The following is a 20,991-nucleotide window of genomic DNA, read 5'->3' on the forward strand; positions in this document are numbered from 1 at the left end:
ACATGGCACGCTATATTGGTCCTACCTGCAAGCTCGCGCGTCGCGAAGGCGCCGACCTGTCGCTGAAGTCCCCGGCCCGCGCCCTGGATTCCAAGTGCAAGCTTGAGCAGAAGCCCGGCCAGCACGGCCCCACCGCCCGCAAGGGCAAGCTGTCGGATTACGCCACCCAGCTTCGCGAGAAGCAGAAGGTCAAGCGCATCTACGGCCTGCTGGAACGCCAGTTCCGCAACTACTACAAGAAGGCCTCGAACAAGAAGGGCAACACGGGTGAAAACCTGCTGCAGCTCCTCGAGACCCGCCTCGACAACGTCGTCTACCGCATGGGCTTCGCGGTCACCCGCGCTTCGGCCCGCCAGCTGGTTTCGCACCGTGGCGTGCTGGTCAACGGCAAGCCGGTGAACCTGCCGTCCTACGCGGTCAAGGCAGGCGATTCGATCGCCCTGTCCGAGAAGGCCCAGAAGCAGCTCCGCGTGCAGGAAGCCCTGACCGTGGCGCAGCAGATGGACCTGTCGCCGTCGTGGGTCGATGTGGATGCCGGCAAGTTCGCTGGCGTGTTCAAGGCCGTGCCTGATCGCGCCGAGCTGCCCGCCGACATCAACGAAGCGCTGATCGTCGAGTTGTACTCGAAGTAATCCCCCCATCGAGCGGCATCCGGCGTCATGAACCGGATGCCCCAGGAGACGCCATACATGACGGTTACCGCCAACCAAGTACTGCGTCCGCGTGGTCCGCAGATCGAACAGATGACCGCCAACCGTGCGCGCGTCGTGATCGAGCCGCTCGAGCGCGGCTACGGCCACACGCTGGGCAACGCGTTGCGCCGCGTCCTGCTGTCGTCGATCCCGGGCTTCGCGATCACCGAAGTCAGCATCGACGGCGTTCTGCACGAGTACAGCACCATCGACGGCCTGCAGGAGGACGTGCTTGAAGTCCTGCTGAACCTCAAGGACGTCGCGATCCGCATGGGCACCGGCGAAAGCGCCACCCTGTCCCTGTCCAAGCAGGGCCCGGGCGTCGTCACCGCCGCCGACATCAAGGTCGACCACAACGTCGAGATCCTCAACCCGACGCACGTCATCGCCAACCTGACCAAGGACGTGGCGATCGACATGCAGCTGAAGATCGAGCGTGGCTTCGGCTACCAGCCGGCCGCCGCGCGTCGTCGCCCGGACGAGGAGGCCCGCACCATCGGCCGCCTGATGCTGGACGCGTCGTTCTCGCCTGTCCGTCGCGTCGCGTACGCGGTGGAAGCCGCGCGCGTCGAGCAGCGCACCGACCTCGACAAGCTGGTGCTGGACATCGAAACCAACGGCACGATCGATGCCGAGGAAGCCGTGCGCACCGCCGCCGACATCCTCACCGACCAGCTGTCGGTCTTCGGTGACTTCACCCAGCGCGAGCGCGGCAATGCCAAGCAGGCTGTCAGCGGCGTCGACCCGACCCTGCTGCGTCCGATCGACGACCTCGAGCTGACCGTGCGTTCGGCCAACTGCCTGAAGGCCGAGAGCATCTACTACATCGGCGATCTGATCCAGAAGACCGAAGTCGAGCTGCTGAAGACCCCGAACCTCGGCAAGAAGTCGCTCACCGAGATCAAGGAAGTCCTCGCCCAGCGCGGTCTTTCGCTCGGCATGAAGCTGGAAAACTGGCCGCCGACCGGTGTCTCGCAGCACGGGATGCTGGGCTAAGCCAGATCGCACCACCGCGCCGACGGGCCCAAAGCCCGCGGCGCTGTCGTCCAGGACGGACGGCAACGGACCAACCGCAGTCCATGTTCCAACGCCGGGAAGGCGACATCGAACCCCATAGCCACATCATTTTTCAGGAACCATCGCCATGCGCCACCAGAATGCCGGCCGCAAGTTCAGCCGCACCAGTGCCCACCGCGAAGCCATGTTCAAGAACATGACGTCCTCGCTGATCAAGCACGAACTCATCAAGACCACCCTGCCGAAGGCCAAGGAACTGCGCCGCATCGCCGAGCCGCTGATCACCCTGGCCAAGGTCGATTCCGTCGCCAACCGTCGTCTGGCGTTTGCCCGCCTGCGTGACAAGGAAGCCGTCGGCACGCTGTTCACCGTGCTCGGCCCGCGCTACGTCGCCCGTCCGGGTGGCTACCTGCGCATCCTGAAGTGCGGCTTCCGCGCCGGCGACAACGCGCCGATGGCGTACGTCGAGCTGGTCGAGCGCCCGGGTGCGCCGAGCGCCGAGTAATTCCGAAGCTGCCTCCGGGCACCGCTTCGCAACGGAAACCCCGGCCAACGCCGGGGTTTTTCGTTTCATCGCCCACATGATGTGCAGCAGCGAAGACGCCGCGCCGTGCAGGCATCTGGTATTTTGCGTGACCCGTTTTCCCTGATCCGGTTTGATGATGAATCCGCTTCGCTGGTCCTTCCGCATGCGTTTCCTGTTGGGTTTCCTGGCCTGCGCGGGCCTGATCGGGCTGGCGGTATTCCTGCAGGAAGCGCGTGGCTTGATGCCGTGTTCGTTCTGCATCCTGCAGCGCATCGCGTTCGCGGCGCTGGGCATGGTGTTCCTGATCGGCGGGCTGCATGCACCCGGCCCGGGCACGGCGATGCGCAAGGCCTACGGCGTGCTGGCGGCGATCGCGGCGCTGGTGGGCGTGGGCATCGCCGGGCGCCATGTCTGGGTGCAGGTGTTTCCGCCGGAGCTGTCCACCTGCGGCGGCGGGCTGGAATTCCTGGCCGCGGTCAATGGCTGGTCGGGCGCGATCCGCAAGGTGCTGACCGCCAGCGGTGACTGCAGCAATGTCGAATATTTCCTTGGGATGAGCATTCCGATGTGGGCGCTGATCTGGTTCGTGGCGCTGGGCGCATGGGCGCTGGTAGCGGCGTTCGGCCGGACGGGTCGTCGATGATGCGCATCCAGCCCGCGCCACAGGCCGTGCAGCTGCCGGAGAACTGGACGCCCGGTTCCTGGCGCACGCTGCCGGCCGCACAGCAACCGGTCTATCCCGATGCCGGGGCGCTCGCGCTCGCGCTGGAAGAACTGCACGCGCTGCCGCCGCTGGTGACTTCGTGGGAAATCCTGTCGCTGCGCCAGCAGCTGGCCGATGCGCAGGAGGGCCGCCGCTTCCTGTTGCAGGGCGGTGATTGCTGCGAGAACTTCGCGTATTGCCGCCCGGGCATCATCACCAACCGGCTCAAGGTGTTGCTGCAGATGAGCCTGGTGCTGGTGCATGCGCTGCGGATGCCGGTGCTGCGGGTCGGGCGCTTTGCCGGCCAGTACGCCAAGCCGCGTTCGTCCGAGATGGAGACGCGCGATGGCGTGACGCTGCCGAGCTATCGCGGCGACATCGTCAACGCGCCGGAATTCGATGCCGCCGCGCGTGCGCCGGACCCGCAACGCATGATCGCCGCGCATTCGCGCTCGGCGCTGACGATCAACTTCGTGCGTTCGCTGATCGATGGCGGGTTCGCCGACCTCCACCATCCCGGCAACTGGGACCTGTCGTGGGTGACGCATTCGCCGCTGGCCGACGAATACCACCGTATCGTGGCCGGCATCGCCGATGCGATGCGCTTCATGGAAACGCTCTCGGGCGAGCCGGCGCACAACCTGGACCGCGTCGACTTCTTCACTTCCCACGAAGCGCTGCTGCTGCCGTACGAGCAGGCGCTGACCCGGCAGGTGCCGCGGCAGTGGGGCTGGTTCAACCTCGGCACGCATTTCCCGTGGATCGGGATGCGCACGGCGGCGCTGGATGGCGCCCACGTCGAATACTTCCGCGGCATCCGCAACCCGGTGGCGGTGAAGGTGGGGCCGACGATGGGCGTCGATCACCTGCGTCGCCTGATCGAAGTGCTCAACCCCGACAACGAAGCCGGCCGCCTGACGTTGATCCATCGCATGGGTGCGCAGACCATCGCCGACAACCTGCCGCCCCTGCTGGACGCGGTGAAGCGCGAAGGCGCGCGCGTGCTCTGGGTCTGCGACCCGATGCACGGCAATACCGAAAACAGCAGCAACGGCTACAAGACGCGTCGCTTCGGCAACATCCGTTCGGAGATCGAGCAGGCGTTCGACCTGCATGCCGCGGCGGGCACGCGACTCGGCGGCATCCATCTGGAGCTGACCGGCGAAGACGTCACCGAATGCACCGGTGGCGCGCGTGACCTGACCGACGCCGACCTCGAACGCGCCTACCACTCGACCGTCGATCCGCGCCTCAACTACGAGCAGGCGCTGGAGACGGCGATGCTGATCGGGCGCAAATACCAGCAGCTCGGGCAACCGGCGCAGCGCTGAACCTGCGCCCCGGCAAAGCGCTCAGTGCGCCTGGGCGCGATGCCGCTTGAACAGGTCGCGCGCCAGCACCCAGACCACCACCACGTTGACGATCACCGCGACCGCTTCCAACCAATGGCGGTGGGTGAGGAAGGCGGTGACGTCGAAGGGCAGGTAGGCCGCCGCCGACACGCAGCCCAGCCACGAGGCCCAGGCCTTGGCGCGCCACAGGCCCCAGCCTTCCAGCAGGTGCAGCAGCCCGTAGAGCGCGGCGATGCCGGCCGCGACATGGATGCCGGTGGGGTTGATGACGCCCGCCAGCCAGCCGGTGACGCCACTGGTCGGGTCCAGCTGGAAGTGCTCGATCAGCGCGTGCAGCCAGCGTCGCAGCGGGGCGGGGCCGAGGATCTCCAGCCCGCTCGCCGCCACCAGTGCCAGCGCGCCCTTGGCCATCTCGACCACGGCGATGACATGGAGGCCCGGATGCGCGTGCGGATCCGGGTTGTAGGGCGCGTCGGCGGGGGCTTCGTCGTGCATCACGTGGAGATGACGCCGCCCGCCGCCGCTTTCAAGCTCAGGCCGAGCGGCTGGCGCGCTTGCGGTCGTTCTCGGTGCGGAACTTCTTGCGCAGGCGGATCTGGCGCGGGGTCACTTCCACCAGTTCATCGTCGTCGATGAATTCCAGCGCCTGTTCCAGCGAGAACTTGATCGCCGGGATCAGGCCTTCGTCCTTGTCGGTGCCGGAGGCGCGGAAGTTGGTCAGCTGCTTGCCGCGCAGGGCGTTGACGGTGAGGTCGTTGTCCTTGGCGTTGATGCCGACGATCTGGCCTTCGTAGATTTCCTCGCCCGGTTCGATGAAGAGGCGGCCGCGTTCCTGCATCGCGATCTGCGCATAGGCCGGCGAGGGGCCGGTGCCGTTGGAGATCAGCACGCCGTTCTGGCGCTGGCCGATGGCGCCATCCGCCTTCGGGCCGTAATGGTCGAACACGTGGAACAGCAGGCCGGTGCCGGCGGTGAGCGTGCGGAATTCGGTCTGGAAGCCGATCAGGCCACGCGCCGGGATGATGAACTCCATGCGCACGCGGCCCTTGCCGTCGGGTTCCATGTTCTGCAGCAGCGCCTTGCGCTCGCCGAGGCGGCCCATCACGCCGCCCTGGAACTGCTCTTCCAGATCGACGACGAGCTGCTCGTACGGCTCCTGCATCGCGCCATCGATCTCGCGCATGATCACTTCCGGGCGCGACACGGCGAGCTCGTAGCCTTCGCGGCGCATCGTCTCGATCAGGATCGACAGGTGCAGTTCGCCACGGCCGGACACCTTGAACTTGTCGGCGTCGCTGGTGTCCTCGACCTTCAGCGCCACGTTGTGCGCGGTTTCGCGGGTCAGGCGGTCACGCAGCTGGCGGCTGGTCAGGAACTTGCCGCCCGAACGATCCTTCACGCCGGCGAACGGCGAATCGTTGACCTGGAAGGTCATCGAGATGGTCGGCTCATCGACCGACAGCACTTCGAGCTGCTCGACGGCAGACGGGTCGCACACGGTCTCGGAAATGCCGAGGTTCTCGATGCCGGAGAACGCGATGATGTCGCCGGCCTGCGCTTCCGGCACTTCGATGCGGTCCAGGCCCATGAAGCCGAGCACCTGCAGCACCTTGCCGTTGCGGGTCTTGCCGTCGGTGCCGATCACCGTCACCTGCTGGTTGGTCTTGACCTTGCCGCGCTGGATGCGGCCCACGCCGATCACGCCGACGTAGTTGTTGTAGTCGAGGCTGGTCACGCGCATCTGGAACGGGCCTTCCTCGCTGACCGGCGGCACCGACACGTGCTGGATGATCGCCTGGAACAGCGGGGTCATGTCGCCTTCGCGCACGGACTCGTCCATGCCGGCGTAACCGTTCAGGCCGGAGGCGTAGACCACCGGGAAATCGAGCTGCTCGTCGGTCGCGCCGAGGCGGTCGAACAGGTCGAAGGTCTGGTCCAGCACCCACGCCGGGCGCGCACCCGGGCGGTCCACCTTGTTGATGACGACGATCGGCTTGAAGCCCATCGCGAACGCCTTCTGCGTCACGAAGCGCGTCTGCGGCATCGGGCCGTCCATCGCGTCGACCAGGATCAGCACCGAATCCACCATCGACAGCACGCGCTCCACCTCGCCACCGAAGTCGGCGTGGCCGGGGGTGTCGACGATGTTGATGCGGAATTCCTCGCCCTCGGGCGACTTCCACTTGATCGCGGTGTTCTTCGAAAGAATCGTGATGCCGCGTTCTTTTTCGATGTCGCCGCTGTCCATCACGCGATCCGCCAGCACCGTGCGTTCGTCGAACGTATCGGATTGCTTGAGCAGCTGGTCGACGAGGGTGGTCTTGCCGTGGTCGACGTGGGCGACAATGGCGATGTTGCGGAGGTTTTGGATGGACATCGGGAAAGGGCCACGAGCAGCGGGCTGCGGCCAAGGGTAGTTGGGGAAGGGGCGGTATTATAACTGCACGACTGTGGCAGGAACCGACTGATGGACACGACCGTTTCACGCCCCCGCCGCTGGGGTTGGCTGGCCCTCGATCTGGCTGGCTCCGCCGCGCTGGTGCTGGGCATGCTGGCCCTCGTCGCCCCCGATACCGCCGCCGCCATCGGCCTGCCGGCCCGCTGGGGCTGGCCCTTGATCATCGTCGGCGCCATCGCCATGTCATGGGCGATGCTGCTGTTCATCCGCCAGTCGCGTGCCGCGCGCACGCCCTGACCATCCATTCCCAAGGAGAACCCCATGGCCCTCACCGCCACCATCGACACCGACCGCGGCCCGATCAAGCTGGAGCTGTACCCCGAGAAGGCACCGCTGACCGTGGCCAACTTCGTCAACCTGGCCAAGCGCGGCTTCTATGACGGGCTCAACTTCCACCGCGTGATCGACAGCTTCATGATCCAGGGCGGCTGCCCGCAGGGCCGTGGCACCGGCGGCCCGGGCTACAAGTTCGAAGACGAGACCCGCAACGGCGTGCCGCACCAGCGGGGTTCGCTGTCGATGGCCAATGCCGGCCCCAACACCAACGGCAGCCAGTTCTTCATCACCCACATCAAGACCGACTGGCTGGACGGCAAGCACACCGTCTTCGGCCAGGTGCTGGAAGGGCAGGACATCGTCGACAGCGTCCGCCAGGGCGATGCGATCAAGTCGATCCGCATCGAGGGCGATGCCGACGCCGCGCTGGCCGCCAAGGCCGACCGTGTCGAGGAGTGGAACAAGCTCCTCTCCGCCTGATCCACCGGGGCCGGCCATTGCGCCGGCCCTTCTGTTTCCGGAGGCCGCGCCATGCACGACATCGACATGTTCCGGGCGTTCCTGGGCTGGGCCGCGCTGCTCAACTACGCGGTGCTGATCGTCTGGTTCGCGGCCTTCACGCTGGCCGGTGACGCGCTCTACCGTCTGCACGCGCGCTGGTTCCGCCTCCCGCGCGAGACTTTCGATGCGCTGCATTACGGTGGCATGGCGGTCTACAAGATCGGCGTGCTGCTGCTGTTCCTGGTGCCGTGGCTGGTGCTGACCGTGTTCTTCTGACCGATCCGGAGTGGGGATGATGCGCAGGGATGCCGATGACAAGTGGTTGAAGTACGCGATGCTCGCGCTGTGCCTGCTGGTGCTGGCGGCCTGCAAGCCACGCGCGTCCGGTGAGCCGGTCGAGGCGCCCGGCGGCACGGCCGGCGTGCCGGTCGACGAGGACCGCGCGAAGTACGAATTCGTGGCGATGATCGACGGCGTCTGGCGCACGCAGCAAGAGCACGTGGCTGAAGAGGATGAAACCATCTTCCGGCTCGGACACATGGTGGACACCGCCATGTTCGTCAACCGCAACGGCGTGGGTATGGATGTGCTGACCGACCAGGTGAACCTGGCGAACCAGAGCATCACGTTCGGGTTCCGCGAATCACCGACGAAGGAAAAGATGACGTTACGCCTGCTGCCCGAAGGCGAGGGGCTGCGGGTGACCTATGCCGATGGCAGGACCGAAACGCTGACATTCCTGCGCGACTGGAACGATCTGGACACCGCGCTGGTGCAGGCAGCGGAAGAGAAACCGATGCTGTCCACGGCCATCGGGCAGCTGAATGCGGCGCCCATCACCGGCTGGGCCAGCACGGTGGACTGCAACGCCGCCAGCGAATTCCGCGCCCGCACCGTCTGCAAGAACGAGGACCTGCTGCGCCTGGACCGCGACATGGCGTCGCGCTTCAAGACCTTGGGCGAGCGGGGCGTGGATGCCGCGACGACCCGGGCCGCCGCCATCAAGCAGCTGGATGCCTGCAACGACAGCCTGTGCCTGGCCAAGGCCTATGGCGACTGGATCCGCTACATCGACCAGAACTACGCGACCGGCGAGCCCGTCACGGAATAGTGTGGGTCGTTGTATCCGCTGGCCGGACCGCGGCCCGGGCCAGCTTTGTTGGACCTTGGTTGAAGGCGGTCGGGCCAAGGTGGCGTGTTAATATTTTGGGCTCCCGGGGCCGGCGCCGCCGCGTCCCCCATGCAGGAAATCCCGGAGATTCCCCCATGCCCCAGCTTGCCCAGCGCATCGGTCGCGCCAAGCCCAGCGCCATCATGCAGGTCGCCGAAAAGGCCAAGAAACTGAAGGCCGAAGGCCGCGACATCGTCAGCTTCTCCATCGGCGTGCCGAACTTCCTGCCCGGTCCGCATGTCTATGAGGCCGCGCGCGAGGCCTTGTCGAAGGACAGCGGCCAGTACGGCAGCAACCGCGGTTCGGATGCGCTGCTGGATGCCTTCCTCAAGCACATCGAACAGATCGGCCTGACCGGCTACGCGCGCGCCAACTGCGCGACCGGCGTCGGTGCCAAGCATGTCATCTACAACCTGGCCGAAGCGCTGCTGGACGAGGGTGACGCGATCGCCTTCGCCATTCCGTACTGGACCAGCTATCTCGACATCGCCGAGATCGTCAACGCGAAGATCGACCTGCTGCCGTGCCCGCCGGAGCAGGATTACAAGATCACCCCGGCCCAGCTCGACGCCGCGCTGGCGAAGAAGCCCAAGGTGTTCCTGTTCAACAACCCGAACAACCCGACCGGCATGGTCTACACGCGCGAGGAAATTTCCGCGTTGGCCGATGTCATCGCGAAATATCCCGATACGTGGGTGATCACCGACGACATCTACAACCGGATGGTGTTCGACGGCATCGGCTACCACAACTTCGTGCAGGCGCGCCCGGAACTGCGCGACCGCGTCATCTTCATCGACTCGCTGTCCAAGACCTACGGCATGCCGGGCTGGCGCGTGGGCTTCATGGCCGGGCCGGAAGTGGTGGCGAATGCCGTGACCACGATGAACTCCAACCACATCACCAACCTGCCGGAAGTGACCGTGGCCGCGGCCATCGCCGCGTTGTCCGGGCCGCAGGACGTGCCGACGGAGAAGTGCGCCGAGTTCCAGGCCAAGCGCGACCAAGTGATGGAGGTGATGAACGCCATTCCCGGCATCGTCTGCCCGCGTCCGCAGGGTGCGTTCTACGTGTTCCCCGATGTCAGCGCGTATTACGGCAAGTCGCACGGCGGCAAGGTCATCGCCAACGACGTCGACCTGTGCAGCGCGCTGCTCGAAGCCAAGGGCGTGGCCTGCGTGCCGGGCTCGGCGTTCGGCGAGCCGCGCAGCCTGCGCATCAGCTACACCTGCCCGACGCCGCAGCTGGCGCCCGGCCTGGCCCGTTTCAAGGAATTCTTCGCCGAGCTCGCCTGAGCCGGTCCCTCATCGTTCCATTCCACGCATCAGGAGTCCTCGTCCATGAAAGCCCCCGTCCGCGTTGCCGTCACCGGTGCTGCCGGCCAGATCGGTTATGCCCTGCTGTTCCGCATCGCTTCCGGTGAAATGCTCGGCAAGGACCAGCCGGTAATTCTGCAGATGCTGGAACTGCCGCTGGAGAAGGCGCAGGCCGCGCTGAAGGGCGTGATGATGGAGCTTGAAGATTGCGCCTTCCCGCTGCTGGCCGGCATGGTCGGCACCGATGATCCGGAAGTCGCCTTCAAGGATGCCGACTACGCCCTGCTGGTCGGCGCGATGCCGCGCGGCCCGGGCATGGAGCGCAAGGACCTGCTGCTGAAGAACGCCGAGATCTTCACCGTGCAGGGCAAGGCGCTGGACAAGGTCGCCAGCCGCAACGTCAAGGTGCTGGTGGTCGGCAACCCGGCGAACACGAACGCCTACATCGCGATGAAGTCCGCGCCCAGCCTGCCGGCGAAGAACTTCACCGCGATGCTGCGCCTGGACCACAACCGCGCGCTGTCGCAGCTGGCCAACAAGGCCGGCGTGCCGGTGGCCGACATCCGCAAGCTCGTCGTGTGGGGCAACCACAGCCCGACGATGTACCCGGACTACCGCTTCGCGACCGTCGATGGCGCATCGCTGAAGGACAGGATCAACGACGCCGACTGGAACGCCAACACCTTCATCCCGACCGTGGGCAAGCGCGGCGCTGCGATCATCGAAGCGCGCGGCCTGTCGTCGGCGGCATCGGCCGCCAACGCCGCCATCGACCACATGCGCGACTGGGCGCTCGGCAGCGATGGCGAATGGGTGACGATGGGCGTGCCGAGCGATGGCAGCTACGGCGTGCCGGAAGGCGTGATCTACGGCGTGCCGGTGATCACCGCCAACGGCGAGTACACCGTGGTCAAGGACCTGCCGATCGACGATTTCAGCCGTGCGGCGATGGACAAGACGCTGGCCGAGCTCGAGGAAGAGCGCTCCGGCGTGGCCCACCTGCTCTGATGCAGTGACGAATCGCGGGGAGGCTCAGGCCTCCCCGTTGTTTTTTGCGAAACCATGTTGTCGATCCGCGATATCCCCCTGTTGTATGTCGATGCGCAGCTGCTGGTCATGGACAAGCCCGCCGGCCTGCTGTCCGTGCCCGGCCGCCTGCCCGAACACCACGACAGCGTGGCCTTGCGCGTACAGCAGCGCTTTCCCGAAGCGCTCATCGTGCATCGGCTGGACCAGGTCACCAGCGGCCTGATGGTGATGGCGCGTGATGCCGACACCCATCGCGCGCTGAGCCGCGCCTTCGCCGCCCGCGAGATCGATAAGCGCTACGAGGCGTGGGTGGAAGGCGTGGTGGCCGATGACGAAGGCGAGATCGACCTGCCGCTGGTCTGCGACTGGGACAACCGACCGCGCCAGGTGGTGGACCACGAGCGCGGCAAACCTTCGCTCACCCGCTGGAACGTGACGGCGCGTGATGCCGGCAACGCACGCACGCGGCTCGAACTGACGCCCGTCACCGGTCGGAGCCACCAGTTGCGCGTGCATCTGGCCAGCCTGGGTCATCCGATCGTGGGCGATGTGTTCTACGGCGCGACGCCGGCGCCGCGCACCTGCCTGCATGCGTCACGCATTGACTTCATCCATCCCGCGCTGGGCCAGCCGCTGTCGCTGGCTTCCACAGTGCCGTTCTGAATCCGGCGCGGCCAACACGCGCTGCCGTAAAATCCCCTTTTCGAAGGAGTCCCGCATGACTGCGATTTCCGCCGGCGCGCGCTTCCGCGCTGCCCTCTCCGAAGAAACCCCGCTGCAGGTGATGGGCGCCATCACCGCCTACGCCGGCCTGATGGCCAAGCGCGTCGGCTACCGCGCGCTGTACCTGTCCGGCGGCGGCGTCGCGGCCAACTCGCTGGGCATACCCGACCTCGGCATCTCGACGATGGAAGACGTGCTGACCGACGCGCGCCGCATCGTCGATGCCACCGGCATGCCGCTGATGGTCGACATCGACACCGGCTGGGGCGGGGCGTTCAATATCGCGCGCACCATCCGCAACTTCGAGCGCATCGGCGTGGCCGCGGTGCATATGGAAGACCAGGTCGGGCAGAAGCGCTGCGGCCATCGCCCCGGCAAGGAAGTGGTGACCAAGGCGGAGATGGTCGATCGGGTGAAAGCCGCCGTCGACGCGAAGACCGACAGGGACTTCGTGCTGATGGCGCGTACCGATGCCGCGGCGGTGGAGGGCATCGATGGCGCGATCGAGCGCGCGGTGGCCTATGTCGAAGCCGGCGCCGACATGATCTTCCCCGAGGCGATGAAGACGCTGGACGACTACCGCCGCTTCAAGGCCGCGGTGAAGGTGCCGATCCTCGCCAACCTCACCGAATTCGGTTCGACCCCGTTCTTCACCACCGACGAACTGCGCGAAGCCGGCGTCGACATCGCGCTGTACTGCTGCGGCGCCTATCGCGCTATGAACAAGGCCGCGCTCGGTTTCTACGAGACCGTGCGCCGCGAAGGCACGCAGAAGAACACCATCGACCAGTTGCAGACCCGCGCGGAGCTGTACGACTTCCTCGGCTACCACGCCTACGAGGACAAGCTTGACGCGCTGTTTTCCGGCAAGACCGACGACACCCCATAACCAGGAGACGACGATGAGCGAGAACACCGAAGCCGCGGCACCGAAGGTCAAGAAGTCCGTCGCGCTCTCCGGCACGCCCGCCGGCAACACCGCGCTGTGCACGGTCGGTCGCAGCGGCAACGACCTGCATTACCGCGGCTACGACATCAAGGACCTGGCGACCCAGGCCACGTTCGAGGAAGTCGCGCACCTGCTGGTCCACGGCAGCCTGCCGACCGCCGCGCAGTTGAAGGCCTACAGGACCAAGCTGAAGCGCCTGCGTGGCCTACCCGCCATCGTCACCGATGCGCTGGAACTTGTGCCCGCCAACGCGCACCCCATGGACGTGATGCGTACCGGTTGCTCGGTGCTGGGCACAGTGCTGCCGGAGCGCGAAGGCCATCCCGCGTCCGAGGCGCGCGACATCGCCGACCGGCTGATCGCGAGCTTCGGTTCGATGCTGCTGTACTGGTGGCACTTCACCCGCAATGGCCGCCGCATCGACGTCGAAACCGATGACGATTCCGTGGCCGCGCACTTCCTCCACCTGCTGCATGGCGAAGTGCCCAGCGAACTGCATGCCGACGCGCTCGACAAGTCGCTGATCCTCTACGCCGAGCACGAATTCAACGCCTCCACCTTCACCGCGCGTGTCATCGCCGGCACCGGTTCCGACATGTACTCGTGCATCACCGGTGCCATCGGCGCGCTGCGTGGCCCCAAGCATGGCGGCGCGAACGAAGTGGCGATGGACATCATCAGCCGCTACGACAGCGCGGATGGCGCGGAGTCCGACATCAAGGCGCGGATGGAGAAGAAGGAAATCATCATCGGCTTCGGCCACCCGGTGTACACCATCGGCGATCCGCGCAATCCCATCATCAAGGATATCTCGCGTTCGCTCTGCGGCGAGGGCGGCAACCCGGTGCTGTTCGATGTCAGCGAGCGCATCGAGAACCTGATGATGGACACCAAGAAGATGTTCCCGAACCTCGACTGGTACAGCGCATCGGCGTATCACATGATGGGCGTGCCGACGCCGATGTTCACGCCGCTGTTCGTCATCGCGCGCACCACCGGCTGGTCGGCGCACGTCATCGAACAGCGCGAGGACGGCAAGATCATCCGCCCGAGCGCCAACTACACCGGGCCGGAAGACCGAGATTACGTGGAGCTTGCCGCGCGCTGAGGCGCGGTCGATGGACTGGCTGATCCCGGGCGAGCTCTGGGGTGAGTACGGGCTGGTGGCGTTGGCCGCCGGCCTGGTCACCGCGCTGGTGGTGTTGATCCACTACGAAGGCGTGCATTGGCTGGCGATGCGCTACGTGACGCGCCCGGCGCGGCATGACCGGCGGGTGATGTTGCGCATCATCTTCGTGCTGCTGGGCCTGCACGTGGCCGAAATCTGGTGCTACGGCGTGGCGTACTGGTTCCTGGTGCAGCTGCCGGACACCGGCTTCGTGCACGGCGAACACGACATGGACACCTTGTTCGACGCGATCTATCTCTCGGCCACCACCTACAGCACGCTCGGTTTCGGCGACCTGGCCCCGGTCGGGGCGATCCGCCTGCTGGCCGGGCTTGAATCGCTGACCGGCCTGCTGCTGATCACCTGGTCGGCGTCGTTCACCTATCTGGAGATGTCGCGCCTCTGGCGCCCGCGCGAGGAAGGTTGAGCCCGGTCCCGCGCAGCCTGCAATTACAGCTGCAGGCCGACCCGCGTGCCTTGCTCGATGGCGCGCTTGGCATCCAGCTCCGCCGCGACATCGGCGCCGCCGATGATGTGGATGTCGATGCCGCTGCCGGCCAGTTGGTCGGCCAGTTCGCGGCGCGGTTCCTGCCCGGCGCAGATCACCACATGGTCGACCGGCAGGGTCTGCGTCTGGCCATCCACACTGATGCGCAGGCCGCTGTCATCGACACCAAGATATTCCACGCCGCCCAGCATCGTCACCGCCTTCGCCTTCAGCGATGCGCGATGGATCCAGCCGGTGGTCTTGCCGAGGCGCTTGCCCGGCTTGCCGGGGCTGCGTTGCAGCAGCCACAGCTCGCGCGCTGAAGCATCGGGCTGCGCGGCGACGAGCGAACCGGCGCTGTCGAATGCCGCATCCACGCCCCATTCGCGCATCCAGTGATGGGGATCAAGGCTGGGCGAAGGCACATCACCCTGGGCCAGGTACTCGGCGACATCAAACCCGATGCCGCCCGCGCCGATCAACGCCGCCTTCGCGCCGACCTGCACGCGCCCCTGCAGGACATCCAGATAACTGACGACCTTCGGATGGTCGGCACCCGGGAAAGCCACTTTGCGCGGGCTCACGCCGGTCGCCACCACCACTGCATCGAAGCCCTGCAGCATCGCCGCATCGACACGCGTACCAAGCTGCAGTTCGACGCCGCTGTCTTCCAGCTTGGTGCCGAAATAGCGCAGGGTTTCGTGGAACTCCTCCTTGCCCGGGATGCGCTTGGCCAGGTTGAACTGACCACCGATTTCAGCCGCCGCATCGAACAGAGTGACGTGGTGGCCGCGTTCGGCCGCCGTCGTCGCGCAGGCCAATCCGGCCGGGCCGGCGCCGACCACCGCGATGCGCCGCACGGTTGACGCGGGCGTTGCAGTGAATTCGTCCTCGCGGCACGCACTCGGGTTGACCAGGCAGGTCGCGGCCTTGTTTTCGAACACATGGTCGAGGCAGGCCTGGTTGCAGGCGATGCAGGTGTTGATGCGCTGTGCATCGCCGCGCGCGGCCTTGTTGACCCAGTGCGGATCGGCCAGCAGCGGTCGCGCCATCGACACCATGTCGGCATCGCCACGCGCGAGCACGGCTTCCGCGACTTCGGGCATGTTGATGCGGTTGGTGGTGATGAGCGGCAGGGCGACCTCGCCACGCAGCTTGGCGGTGACGCCGGTGAACGCGGCGCGCGGCACGCTGGTGGCGATGGTGGGAACGCGCGCCTCGTGCCAGCCGATGCCGGTGTTGATGAGCGTCGCGCCTGCGGCTTCGACCGCCTTGGCCTGGGCGACGATCGCCGGCCAGTCGTTGCCGCCTTCGACCAGATCAAGCATCGACAGCCGGTACACGATGATGAAGTCCGGTCCGCAGGCCTCGCGCACGCGGCGCACCGTTTCCACCGCAAAACGCATGCGGTTCTCGATGTCGCCGCCGTAGGCATCGGCGCGGGTGTTGGTGCGTGGCACGGTGAACTGGTTCAGCAGATAGCCTTCGCTGCCCATGATCTCGACGCCGTCGTAGCCGGCCTCGCGCGCCAGCCTGGCGCTGCGGGCAAAGGCGTCGATGGTCCTGTCGATGCCGCGCGCCGACAACGCGCGTGGCTTGAACGGTGTGATCGGGGACTTCTTGTTGGTCGCGCCGACGATCAGCGGGTGGAAGCCGTAGCGCCCGGAATGCAGCAGCTGCAGGCAGATCTTGCCGCCCTGCGCGTGCACGGCATCGGTGACGGTGCGGTGGCGCGCGCGTTGCCACGGCCATTGCATCGTGCCGGAGAAGGGCGCGACCCAGCCGCTGATCGTCGGCGAGAAACCACCGGTGACGATCAGCCCGACACCGCCGGCCGCGCGTTCACCGAAATAGCGCGCGAGCTTGGGGAAGTCGCGGGCGCGGTCTTCCAGCCCGGTATGCATCGAGCCCATCAGGACGCGATTGCGCAGGGTGGTGAAGCCCAGGTCGAGCGCGGCGAAGAGGTGCGGGTAGGGCGTGGTGGTGGTGTCCATCGGGCAAAGATACAGGGGCGTACGGGCATGGAGGAACCTGCGGCGGGACGGGGTGACGGCCGGCCGGGATGTCGCGCTCTGGCAAAATGGCGGGATGGCGCGAACGCAGCCTCTGTGCGTTTCGCGAACCGAAGCCCCTTCAAGCGAGTACGCTCATGAACACCGCACACCGGAAGCCGCTCCCCGGCACCGCCCTTGAATGGTTCGATGCCCGTGAGGCGGTCGATGCGATCAAGCGAGGCGCTTACGCGGGCCTGCCGTACTCAAGCCGCGTGTTCGCCGAGAACATCGTGCGCAAGGCCGATCCGCAGATGCGCGACGCCTACCTGACGCAGCTGATCGAACGCAGGCGCGAACTCGACTTCCCGTGGTTCCCTGCGCGGGTGGTCTGCCACGACATCCTCGGCCAGACCGCGCTGGTGGACCTGGCCGGCCTGCGCGATGCGATTGCCGAGCAGGGCGGCGACCCGGCGCAGGTGAACCCGGTGGTGCCGGTGCAGCTGATCGTGGACCACTCGCTGGCGGTGGAGGTGGATGGCACGCACCGCGATGCCTTCGCGCGCAACCGCGCCATCGAGGACCGCCGCAACGACGATCGCTTCCATTTCATCGAATGGACGCGCCACGCCTTCGAGAACATGGACGTGGTGCCGCCGGGCAACGGGATCATGCACCAGATCAACTTGGAGCGGATGTCGCCGGTGATCGGTGTGCTTGATGATGTCGCCTATCCCGACACCTGCGTCGGCACCGATTCGCACACGCCGCACGTGGATGCACTCGGCGTGATCGCGGTCGGCGTCGGTGGCCTGGAAGCCGAGAACGTGATGCTGGGGCGTGCATCGTGGATGCGCCTGCCGGACATCGTCGGCGTTGAACTCACGGGCAAGCCGCGCGAAGGCATCACCGCGACAGATATCGTGCTCTCGCTCACCGCGTTCCTGCGCAAGGAGCGCGTGGTCGGTGGCTTCCTCGAATTCTTCGGCGAAGGCGCATCGGCATTGACGGTCGGTGACCGCGCGACGATTTCCAACATGGCGCCCGAATACGGCGCGACCGCCGCGATGTTCTACATCGACCAGAACACGCTGGACTACCTGCGCCTGACCGGGCGCGGCGATGCGCAGGTCGCGCTGGTCGAAACCTACGCGAAGACCGCGGGCCTGTGGGCCGACGCGCTCGCGACTGCCGAATACGAACGCGTGCTGACGTTCGACCTGTCCGGCGTCGAGCGCACGATGGCCGGTCCGTCGAATCCGCACGCGAAATTGCCGGTGGAAGAGCTGGCATCGCGCGGCATCGCCGATGAAGCGAAACTCGCGGCAGGACACGCACAGCAGGCCGAAGGCCTGATGCCGGATGGCGCGGTGATCATCGCCGCGATCACCTCGTGCACCAACACGTCGAATCCCCGCGCAACGTCATCGCCGCCGGTCTGCTCGCGCGCAACGCGAATGCGAAGGGACTGCTTCGCAAGCCGTGGGTGAAGTCGTCACTCGCGCCGGGTTCGAAGGCCGTGCAGCTGTATCTGGAAGAAGCCGGATTGAAGTCGGAGCTGGAACAACTCGGCTTCGGCATCGTCGCCTTCGCCTGCACCACCTGCAACGGCATGAGCGGCGCGCTGGATCCGGCGATCCAGAAGGAGATCATCGACCGCGATCTGTACGCGACCGCTGTGTTGTCCGGAAATCGCAACTTCGACGGCCGCATCCATCCGTACGCGAAGCAGGCGTTCCTCGCATCGCCGCCGTTGGTGGTCGCGTACGCGATTGCCGGCACGGTGCGCTTCGACATCGAGAAGGATGCGCTTGGCACCGATGCGGATGGCAACGCCGTGTACCTGAAAGATATCTGGCCGAGCGACGCCGAGATCGACGCGCTGGTGAAGCAGGCGGTGAAGCCGGAACATTTCACCGCCGTCTACGACCCGATGTTCGACCGCAGCGGCAGCACGCGCCTGAAGGTGTCGCCGTTGTACGACTGGCGCGAGATGTCCACGTACATCCGCCGCCCGCCGTATTGGGAAGGCGCGCTGGCCAAGCCGCGTGGCCTCACTGGTTTGCGTCCGCTCGCGGTGCTGGGCGACAACATCACCACCGATCATCTCTCGCCGTCGAACGCGATCATGGGCGACAGCGCGGCCGGCGAATACCTGTTCAAGATGGCCGTGGCCGAAGAGGACTTCAATTCGTACGCGACGCATCGCGGCGATCACCTCACCGCACAACGCGCCACCTTCGCCAACCCGAAGCTGTTCAACGAAATGGTGTGCAACGACGATGGCAGCGTGCGGCAGGGATCACTCGCACGCGTCGAGCCGGAAGGCGACACCATGCGCATGTGGGAAGCGATCGAAACCTATATGCAGCGCGACCAGCCGTTGATCATCATCGCCGGCGCGGATTACGGGCAAGGTTCGTCGCGCGACTGGGCGGCGAAGGGCGTGCGACTCGCGGGCGTGGAAGCGATCGTGGCGGAAGGCTTCGAGCGCATCCATCGCACGAATTTGATCGGCATGGGCGTGCTGCCGCTGGAATTCATGCCGGGCGAGACGCGCAAGACCTACGGCATTGATGGCACCGAGACGTTCGACGTGCGCGGCATCATCGCGGCGGGCGCGAAGTTGATGGTGCTGATGCATCGCAGGAACGGCGAGGCGGTGCAGATTCCGGTGCTGTGCCGCCTCGACAGTGATGAAGATGTTTCGGTATACGAAGCGGGTGGCGTGCTGCAGCGGTTTGCGCAGGACTTCCTGGCGGCCGCGCCGAAAGCCATCGCTCCGTGAGCAAGCCGCGGCTGTTCTTCGCCGCGTTGCCATCGCCATCTGTCGTGGCGGCGATGCAGGCCGTGGTCCATGCGCACAAGCTGGACCTGCGCCTCGGGCGTGACCTGTTTGCGCCGGAGAACTGGCATCAATCGTTGTCCGAGCGCATCTTCGATCCATCCGATGCAGACATCGAATCCCTGATGACGGTGGGCGATGCGATTCGCGCCCACGCCTGCACGTTGTCGTTCAACCGCATCGATTCGCAGCTGACCCAGGCCGGCAAGATCCAATGGACGTTGCGCGCACGCGGCAAGCCCAAGGCCTTCGAGGACCTGAAAGCCGTCGTGCAGGCGGCGTTGAAGCAAGCCGGACACCCCGACATCGCGACCGGCGTGACCCCGCATGTGACCTTGAGCTATGGCGCGCCGGAGATGCTGGAGAAGATCGATGTGTCGCCGGCCATCGACTGGACGCTCGATGAAATCATGCTGGTGATCGGCGCTGGCCAGCCTTACCGCTACGAGGTCATCGGGCGCTGGCCGCTGCTGCCGGAAATCGATCCCCCGCAGCAGCAGTTCGGCATGTTCTGAGTGCGCCCGCAGCGCCGCACCCACGCACGCACACACGCCGTAACCACCCTCCAACAGGCCGATCCGATGAAAAATGCCCCGCAACTCCGCATCCCCGCCACCTACATGCGCGGCGGCACCAGCAAGGGCGTGTTCTTCCGCCTGGAAGACCTGCCGGAATTCGCGCGTGCATCGGGCCCGGCGCGCGATGCGTTGCTGATGCGGGTGATCGGCAGTCCCGACCCCTACGGCAAGCACACCGATGGCATGGGTGGCGCCACCTCCAGCACCAGCAAGGTGGTGATCATCGCGCGCTCGTCCGAGCCCGATCACGATGTCGACTACCTCTACGGCCAGGTGCCGCTCGACCAGCCCTTCATCGACTGGAGCGGCAACTGCGGCAACCTGTCGTCGGCGGTGGGTCCGTTCGCGATCGCCAACGGTTTCATCGATGCCGCGCGTTTCGCCGAAGACGGCCTCTGCACCGTGCGCATCTGGCAGGCCAACATCGGCAAGACCATCGTCGCCCACGTGCCGGTGACCGGCGGCCAAGTGCAGGAAACCGGCGATTTCGAACTGGACGGCGTGACCTTCCCGGCGGCGGAGATCCAGCTGGAGTTCCTCGATCCTTCCGATGAAGGCGAGGACGGCGGGGCGATGTTCCCGACCGGGCATCTGGTCGAGGACCTTGAAGTCCCCGGCCACGGCAGCTTCCGCGCCACGCTGATCAATGCCGGCGTGCCGACCGTGTTCGTCGATGCCGCCGCGCTCGGCTACGACGGCACCGAACTGCAGGGCGCCATCAACGAGGACAAGCCGGCACTCGCCCGGCTCGAGGCCATCCGCGCGCAGGCCGCGTTGCGCATGGGGTTGGTCGATGACGTGGCGAAGGCCGCGCAGCGCCCGCTGACGCCGAAGGTGGCCTTTGTCGCGCCGGCCCGGGATTACCTCTCCTCCAGCGGCGCGGCGGTGAAGGCGGGCGACATCGACCTGAATGTCCGCGCCATCTCCATGGGCAAGATGCACCACGCGATGATGGGCACGGCGTCGGTCGCCATCGCCTCGGCGGCTGCGGTGCCCGGCACGCTGGTGAACGAAGCGGCCGGCGGCGGCACCCGCGACGTGGTCCGCTTCGGCCACCCTTCCGGCACCTTGCGGGTCGGTGCCGCGGCGGAGCAGGTCGATGGGCAGTGGGTGGTCCGCAAGGCGGTGATGAGCCGCAGCGCCCGTGTGTTGATGGAAGGTACGGTCCGGGTGCCGGACCCGCAGGACGCTTGATGCCGGCAGCCACCG

Annotated in this window: 20 protein-coding genes and 1 pseudogene; 18 read left to right on the forward strand and 3 right to left on the reverse strand. The window is 66.3% G+C overall.

Features of this window, described 5'->3' with window-relative positions; genetic code table 11:
• The first annotated feature begins 2 nt into the window (after nucleotides 1-2).
• The 5 genes from rpsD to DCD74_RS01670 all read left to right on the forward strand — a co-directional run bounded on the left by rpsD (nucleotide 3) and on the right by DCD74_RS01670 (nucleotide 4,269).
• Nucleotides 3-632, forward strand: coding sequence for a 30S ribosomal protein S4 (rpsD, locus tag DCD74_RS01650; RefSeq protein WP_112925786.1), 630 nt, complete (start codon nucleotides 3-5; stop codon nucleotides 630-632).
• A 57-nt stretch (nucleotides 633-689) separates the two neighbouring features.
• Nucleotides 690-1,688 (forward strand): DNA-directed RNA polymerase subunit alpha, encoded by a 999-nt coding sequence (locus DCD74_RS01655; RefSeq protein WP_112927609.1) that lies wholly within the window; start codon nucleotides 690-692, stop codon nucleotides 1,686-1,688.
• 148 nt (nucleotides 1,689-1,836) lie between these two features.
• Nucleotides 1,837-2,214 (forward strand): 50S ribosomal protein L17, encoded by a 378-nt coding sequence (rplQ, locus tag DCD74_RS01660; protein WP_112925787.1) that lies wholly within the window; start codon nucleotides 1,837-1,839, stop codon nucleotides 2,212-2,214.
• A 157-nt stretch (nucleotides 2,215-2,371) separates the two neighbouring features.
• Nucleotides 2,372-2,878 carry a disulfide bond formation protein B gene (locus DCD74_RS01665; protein ID WP_112927610.1) on the forward strand — a complete coding sequence of 169 codons (507 nt, stop codon included), beginning with the start codon at nucleotides 2,372-2,374 and terminating at the stop codon, nucleotides 2,876-2,878.
• Entirely contained in the window at nucleotides 2,875-4,269 is a 1,395-nt protein-coding gene (locus tag DCD74_RS01670) for a class II 3-deoxy-7-phosphoheptulonate synthase (RefSeq protein WP_112925788.1), read from the forward strand. The genes DCD74_RS01665 and DCD74_RS01670 overlap by 4 nt, the downstream gene beginning before the upstream one ends.
• A 21-nt stretch (nucleotides 4,270-4,290) precedes the next feature.
• On the opposite strand, the gene DCD74_RS01675 is transcribed toward DCD74_RS01670, so the two are convergent.
• Nucleotides 4,291-4,785, reverse strand: a complete 495-nt coding sequence (locus DCD74_RS01675) for a DUF2127 domain-containing protein (RefSeq protein ID WP_112925789.1) — start codon at nucleotides 4,783-4,785, stop codon at nucleotides 4,291-4,293.
• Between the two features lie 37 nt (nucleotides 4,786-4,822).
• A complete protein-coding gene (gene typA, locus DCD74_RS01680; RefSeq protein WP_112925790.1) occupies nucleotides 4,823-6,667 on the reverse strand; it encodes a translational GTPase TypA in 1,845 nt (614 codons plus the stop codon).
• 90 nt (nucleotides 6,668-6,757) lie between these two features.
• Between typA and DCD74_RS01685 the strand changes: the two genes are divergently transcribed.
• The 10 genes from DCD74_RS01685 to DCD74_RS01730 all read left to right on the forward strand — a co-directional run bounded on the left by DCD74_RS01685 (nucleotide 6,758) and on the right by DCD74_RS01730 (nucleotide 14,308).
• On the forward strand, nucleotides 6,758-6,985 hold the full coding sequence (locus tag DCD74_RS01685) for a hypothetical protein (protein WP_112925791.1): 228 nt from the start codon (nucleotides 6,758-6,760) through the stop codon (nucleotides 6,983-6,985).
• Nucleotides 6,986-7,009: 24 nt separating this feature from the next.
• On the forward strand, nucleotides 7,010-7,504 hold the full coding sequence (locus tag DCD74_RS01690; RefSeq protein WP_112925792.1) for a peptidylprolyl isomerase: 495 nt from the start codon (nucleotides 7,010-7,012) through the stop codon (nucleotides 7,502-7,504).
• 51 nt (nucleotides 7,505-7,555) lie between these two features.
• Nucleotides 7,556-7,801 carry a DUF6868 family protein gene (locus DCD74_RS01695; RefSeq protein ID WP_112925793.1) on the forward strand — a complete coding sequence of 82 codons (246 nt, stop codon included), beginning with the start codon at nucleotides 7,556-7,558 and terminating at the stop codon, nucleotides 7,799-7,801.
• Nucleotides 7,802-7,820: 19 nt separating this feature from the next.
• Entirely contained in the window at nucleotides 7,821-8,636 is an 816-nt protein-coding gene (locus DCD74_RS01700; RefSeq protein ID WP_162615828.1) for a lysozyme inhibitor LprI family protein, read from the forward strand.
• Nucleotides 8,637-8,791: 155 nt separating this feature from the next.
• The gene (locus tag DCD74_RS01705; protein WP_112925795.1) at nucleotides 8,792-9,991 is read left to right on the forward strand and encodes an aminotransferase class I/II-fold pyridoxal phosphate-dependent enzyme; all 1,200 of its coding nucleotides are present in this window, start codon (nucleotides 8,792-8,794) and stop codon (nucleotides 9,989-9,991) included.
• 45 nt (nucleotides 9,992-10,036) lie between these two features.
• Nucleotides 10,037-11,020 carry a malate dehydrogenase gene (locus DCD74_RS01710; protein WP_112925796.1) on the forward strand — a complete coding sequence of 328 codons (984 nt, stop codon included), beginning with the start codon at nucleotides 10,037-10,039 and terminating at the stop codon, nucleotides 11,018-11,020.
• A 54-nt stretch (nucleotides 11,021-11,074) separates the two neighbouring features.
• Nucleotides 11,075-11,704, forward strand: a complete 630-nt coding sequence (locus DCD74_RS01715) for an RluA family pseudouridine synthase (RefSeq protein ID WP_112925797.1) — start codon at nucleotides 11,075-11,077, stop codon at nucleotides 11,702-11,704.
• 55 nt (nucleotides 11,705-11,759) lie between these two features.
• Nucleotides 11,760-12,653: a methylisocitrate lyase gene (gene prpB, locus DCD74_RS01720; protein ID WP_112925798.1), complete on the forward strand. Its 894-nt coding sequence runs from the start codon at nucleotides 11,760-11,762 to the stop codon at nucleotides 12,651-12,653.
• A gap of 13 nt (nucleotides 12,654-12,666) precedes the next feature.
• Nucleotides 12,667-13,821: a bifunctional 2-methylcitrate synthase/citrate synthase gene (gene prpC, locus DCD74_RS01725; RefSeq protein WP_112925799.1), complete on the forward strand. Its 1,155-nt coding sequence runs from the start codon at nucleotides 12,667-12,669 to the stop codon at nucleotides 13,819-13,821.
• A 10-nt stretch (nucleotides 13,822-13,831) separates the two neighbouring features.
• A complete protein-coding gene (locus DCD74_RS01730) occupies nucleotides 13,832-14,308 on the forward strand; it encodes a potassium channel family protein (RefSeq protein WP_112925800.1) in 477 nt (158 codons plus the stop codon).
• Nucleotides 14,309-14,331: 23 nt separating this feature from the next.
• Here the strand turns inward: DCD74_RS01730 and DCD74_RS01735 are convergent, their stop codons facing one another.
• Nucleotides 14,332-16,362, reverse strand: coding sequence for an NADPH-dependent 2,4-dienoyl-CoA reductase (locus DCD74_RS01735; protein ID WP_112925801.1), 2,031 nt, complete (start codon nucleotides 16,360-16,362; stop codon nucleotides 14,332-14,334).
• Between the two features lie 155 nt (nucleotides 16,363-16,517).
• Between DCD74_RS01735 and acnD the strand changes: the two are divergent.
• The 3 genes and pseudogenes from acnD (at nucleotide 16,518) to prpF (ending at nucleotide 20,976) form a co-directional block, all read left to right on the forward strand.
• Nucleotides 16,518-19,147, forward strand: a pseudogene (gene acnD, locus DCD74_RS01740) (Fe/S-dependent 2-methylisocitrate dehydratase AcnD).
• Nucleotides 19,144-19,719, forward strand: a complete 576-nt coding sequence (locus tag DCD74_RS01745) for a 2'-5' RNA ligase family protein (protein ID WP_112925802.1) — start codon at nucleotides 19,144-19,146, stop codon at nucleotides 19,717-19,719. Before acnD ends, DCD74_RS01745 begins: the two are co-directional and overlap by 4 nt.
• A gap of 66 nt (nucleotides 19,720-19,785) precedes the next feature.
• Nucleotides 19,786-20,976, forward strand: a complete 1,191-nt coding sequence (prpF, locus tag DCD74_RS01750; RefSeq protein ID WP_112925803.1) for a 2-methylaconitate cis-trans isomerase PrpF — start codon at nucleotides 19,786-19,788, stop codon at nucleotides 20,974-20,976.
• The last annotated feature ends 15 nt before the right edge of the window (nucleotides 20,977-20,991 follow it).

This window comes from Lysobacter oculi (assembly GCF_003293695.1).
Classification (GTDB): domain Bacteria; phylum Pseudomonadota; class Gammaproteobacteria; order Xanthomonadales; family Xanthomonadaceae; genus Solilutibacter; species Solilutibacter oculi.

Bases quoted from the DNA above. Each gene is read 5' to 3' on its own strand.
- rpsD (WP_112925786.1), top strand. From the start codon at position 3: ATGGCACGCTATATTGGTCCTACCTGCAAGCTCGCGCGTCGCGAAGGC.
- DCD74_RS01655 (WP_112927609.1), top strand. From the start codon at position 690: ATGACGGTTACCGCCAACCAAGTACTGCGTCCGCGTGGTCCGCAGATC.
- rplQ (WP_112925787.1), top strand. From the start codon at position 1,837: ATGCGCCACCAGAATGCCGGCCGCAAGTTCAGCCGCACCAGTGCCCAC.
- DCD74_RS01665 (WP_112927610.1), top strand. From the start codon at position 2,372: ATGAATCCGCTTCGCTGGTCCTTCCGCATGCGTTTCCTGTTGGGTTTC.
- DCD74_RS01670 (WP_112925788.1), top strand. From the start codon at position 2,875: ATGATGCGCATCCAGCCCGCGCCACAGGCCGTGCAGCTGCCGGAGAAC.
- DCD74_RS01675 (WP_112925789.1), bottom strand. From the start codon at position 4,785: ATGCACGACGAAGCCCCCGCCGACGCGCCCTACAACCCGGATCCGCAC.
- typA (WP_112925790.1), bottom strand. From the start codon at position 6,667: ATGTCCATCCAAAACCTCCGCAACATCGCCATTGTCGCCCACGTCGAC.
- DCD74_RS01685 (WP_112925791.1), top strand. From the start codon at position 6,758: ATGGACACGACCGTTTCACGCCCCCGCCGCTGGGGTTGGCTGGCCCTC.
- DCD74_RS01690 (WP_112925792.1), top strand. From the start codon at position 7,010: ATGGCCCTCACCGCCACCATCGACACCGACCGCGGCCCGATCAAGCTG.
- DCD74_RS01695 (WP_112925793.1), top strand. From the start codon at position 7,556: ATGCACGACATCGACATGTTCCGGGCGTTCCTGGGCTGGGCCGCGCTG.
- DCD74_RS01700 (WP_162615828.1), top strand. From the start codon at position 7,821: ATGCGCAGGGATGCCGATGACAAGTGGTTGAAGTACGCGATGCTCGCG.
- DCD74_RS01705 (WP_112925795.1), top strand. From the start codon at position 8,792: ATGCCCCAGCTTGCCCAGCGCATCGGTCGCGCCAAGCCCAGCGCCATC.
- DCD74_RS01710 (WP_112925796.1), top strand. From the start codon at position 10,037: ATGAAAGCCCCCGTCCGCGTTGCCGTCACCGGTGCTGCCGGCCAGATC.
- DCD74_RS01715 (WP_112925797.1), top strand. From the start codon at position 11,075: ATGTTGTCGATCCGCGATATCCCCCTGTTGTATGTCGATGCGCAGCTG.
- prpB (WP_112925798.1), top strand. From the start codon at position 11,760: ATGACTGCGATTTCCGCCGGCGCGCGCTTCCGCGCTGCCCTCTCCGAA.
- prpC (WP_112925799.1), top strand. From the start codon at position 12,667: ATGAGCGAGAACACCGAAGCCGCGGCACCGAAGGTCAAGAAGTCCGTC.
- DCD74_RS01730 (WP_112925800.1), top strand. From the start codon at position 13,832: ATGGACTGGCTGATCCCGGGCGAGCTCTGGGGTGAGTACGGGCTGGTG.
- DCD74_RS01735 (WP_112925801.1), bottom strand. From the start codon at position 16,362: ATGGACACCACCACCACGCCCTACCCGCACCTCTTCGCCGCGCTCGAC.
- prpF (WP_112925803.1), top strand. From the start codon at position 19,786: ATGAAAAATGCCCCGCAACTCCGCATCCCCGCCACCTACATGCGCGGC.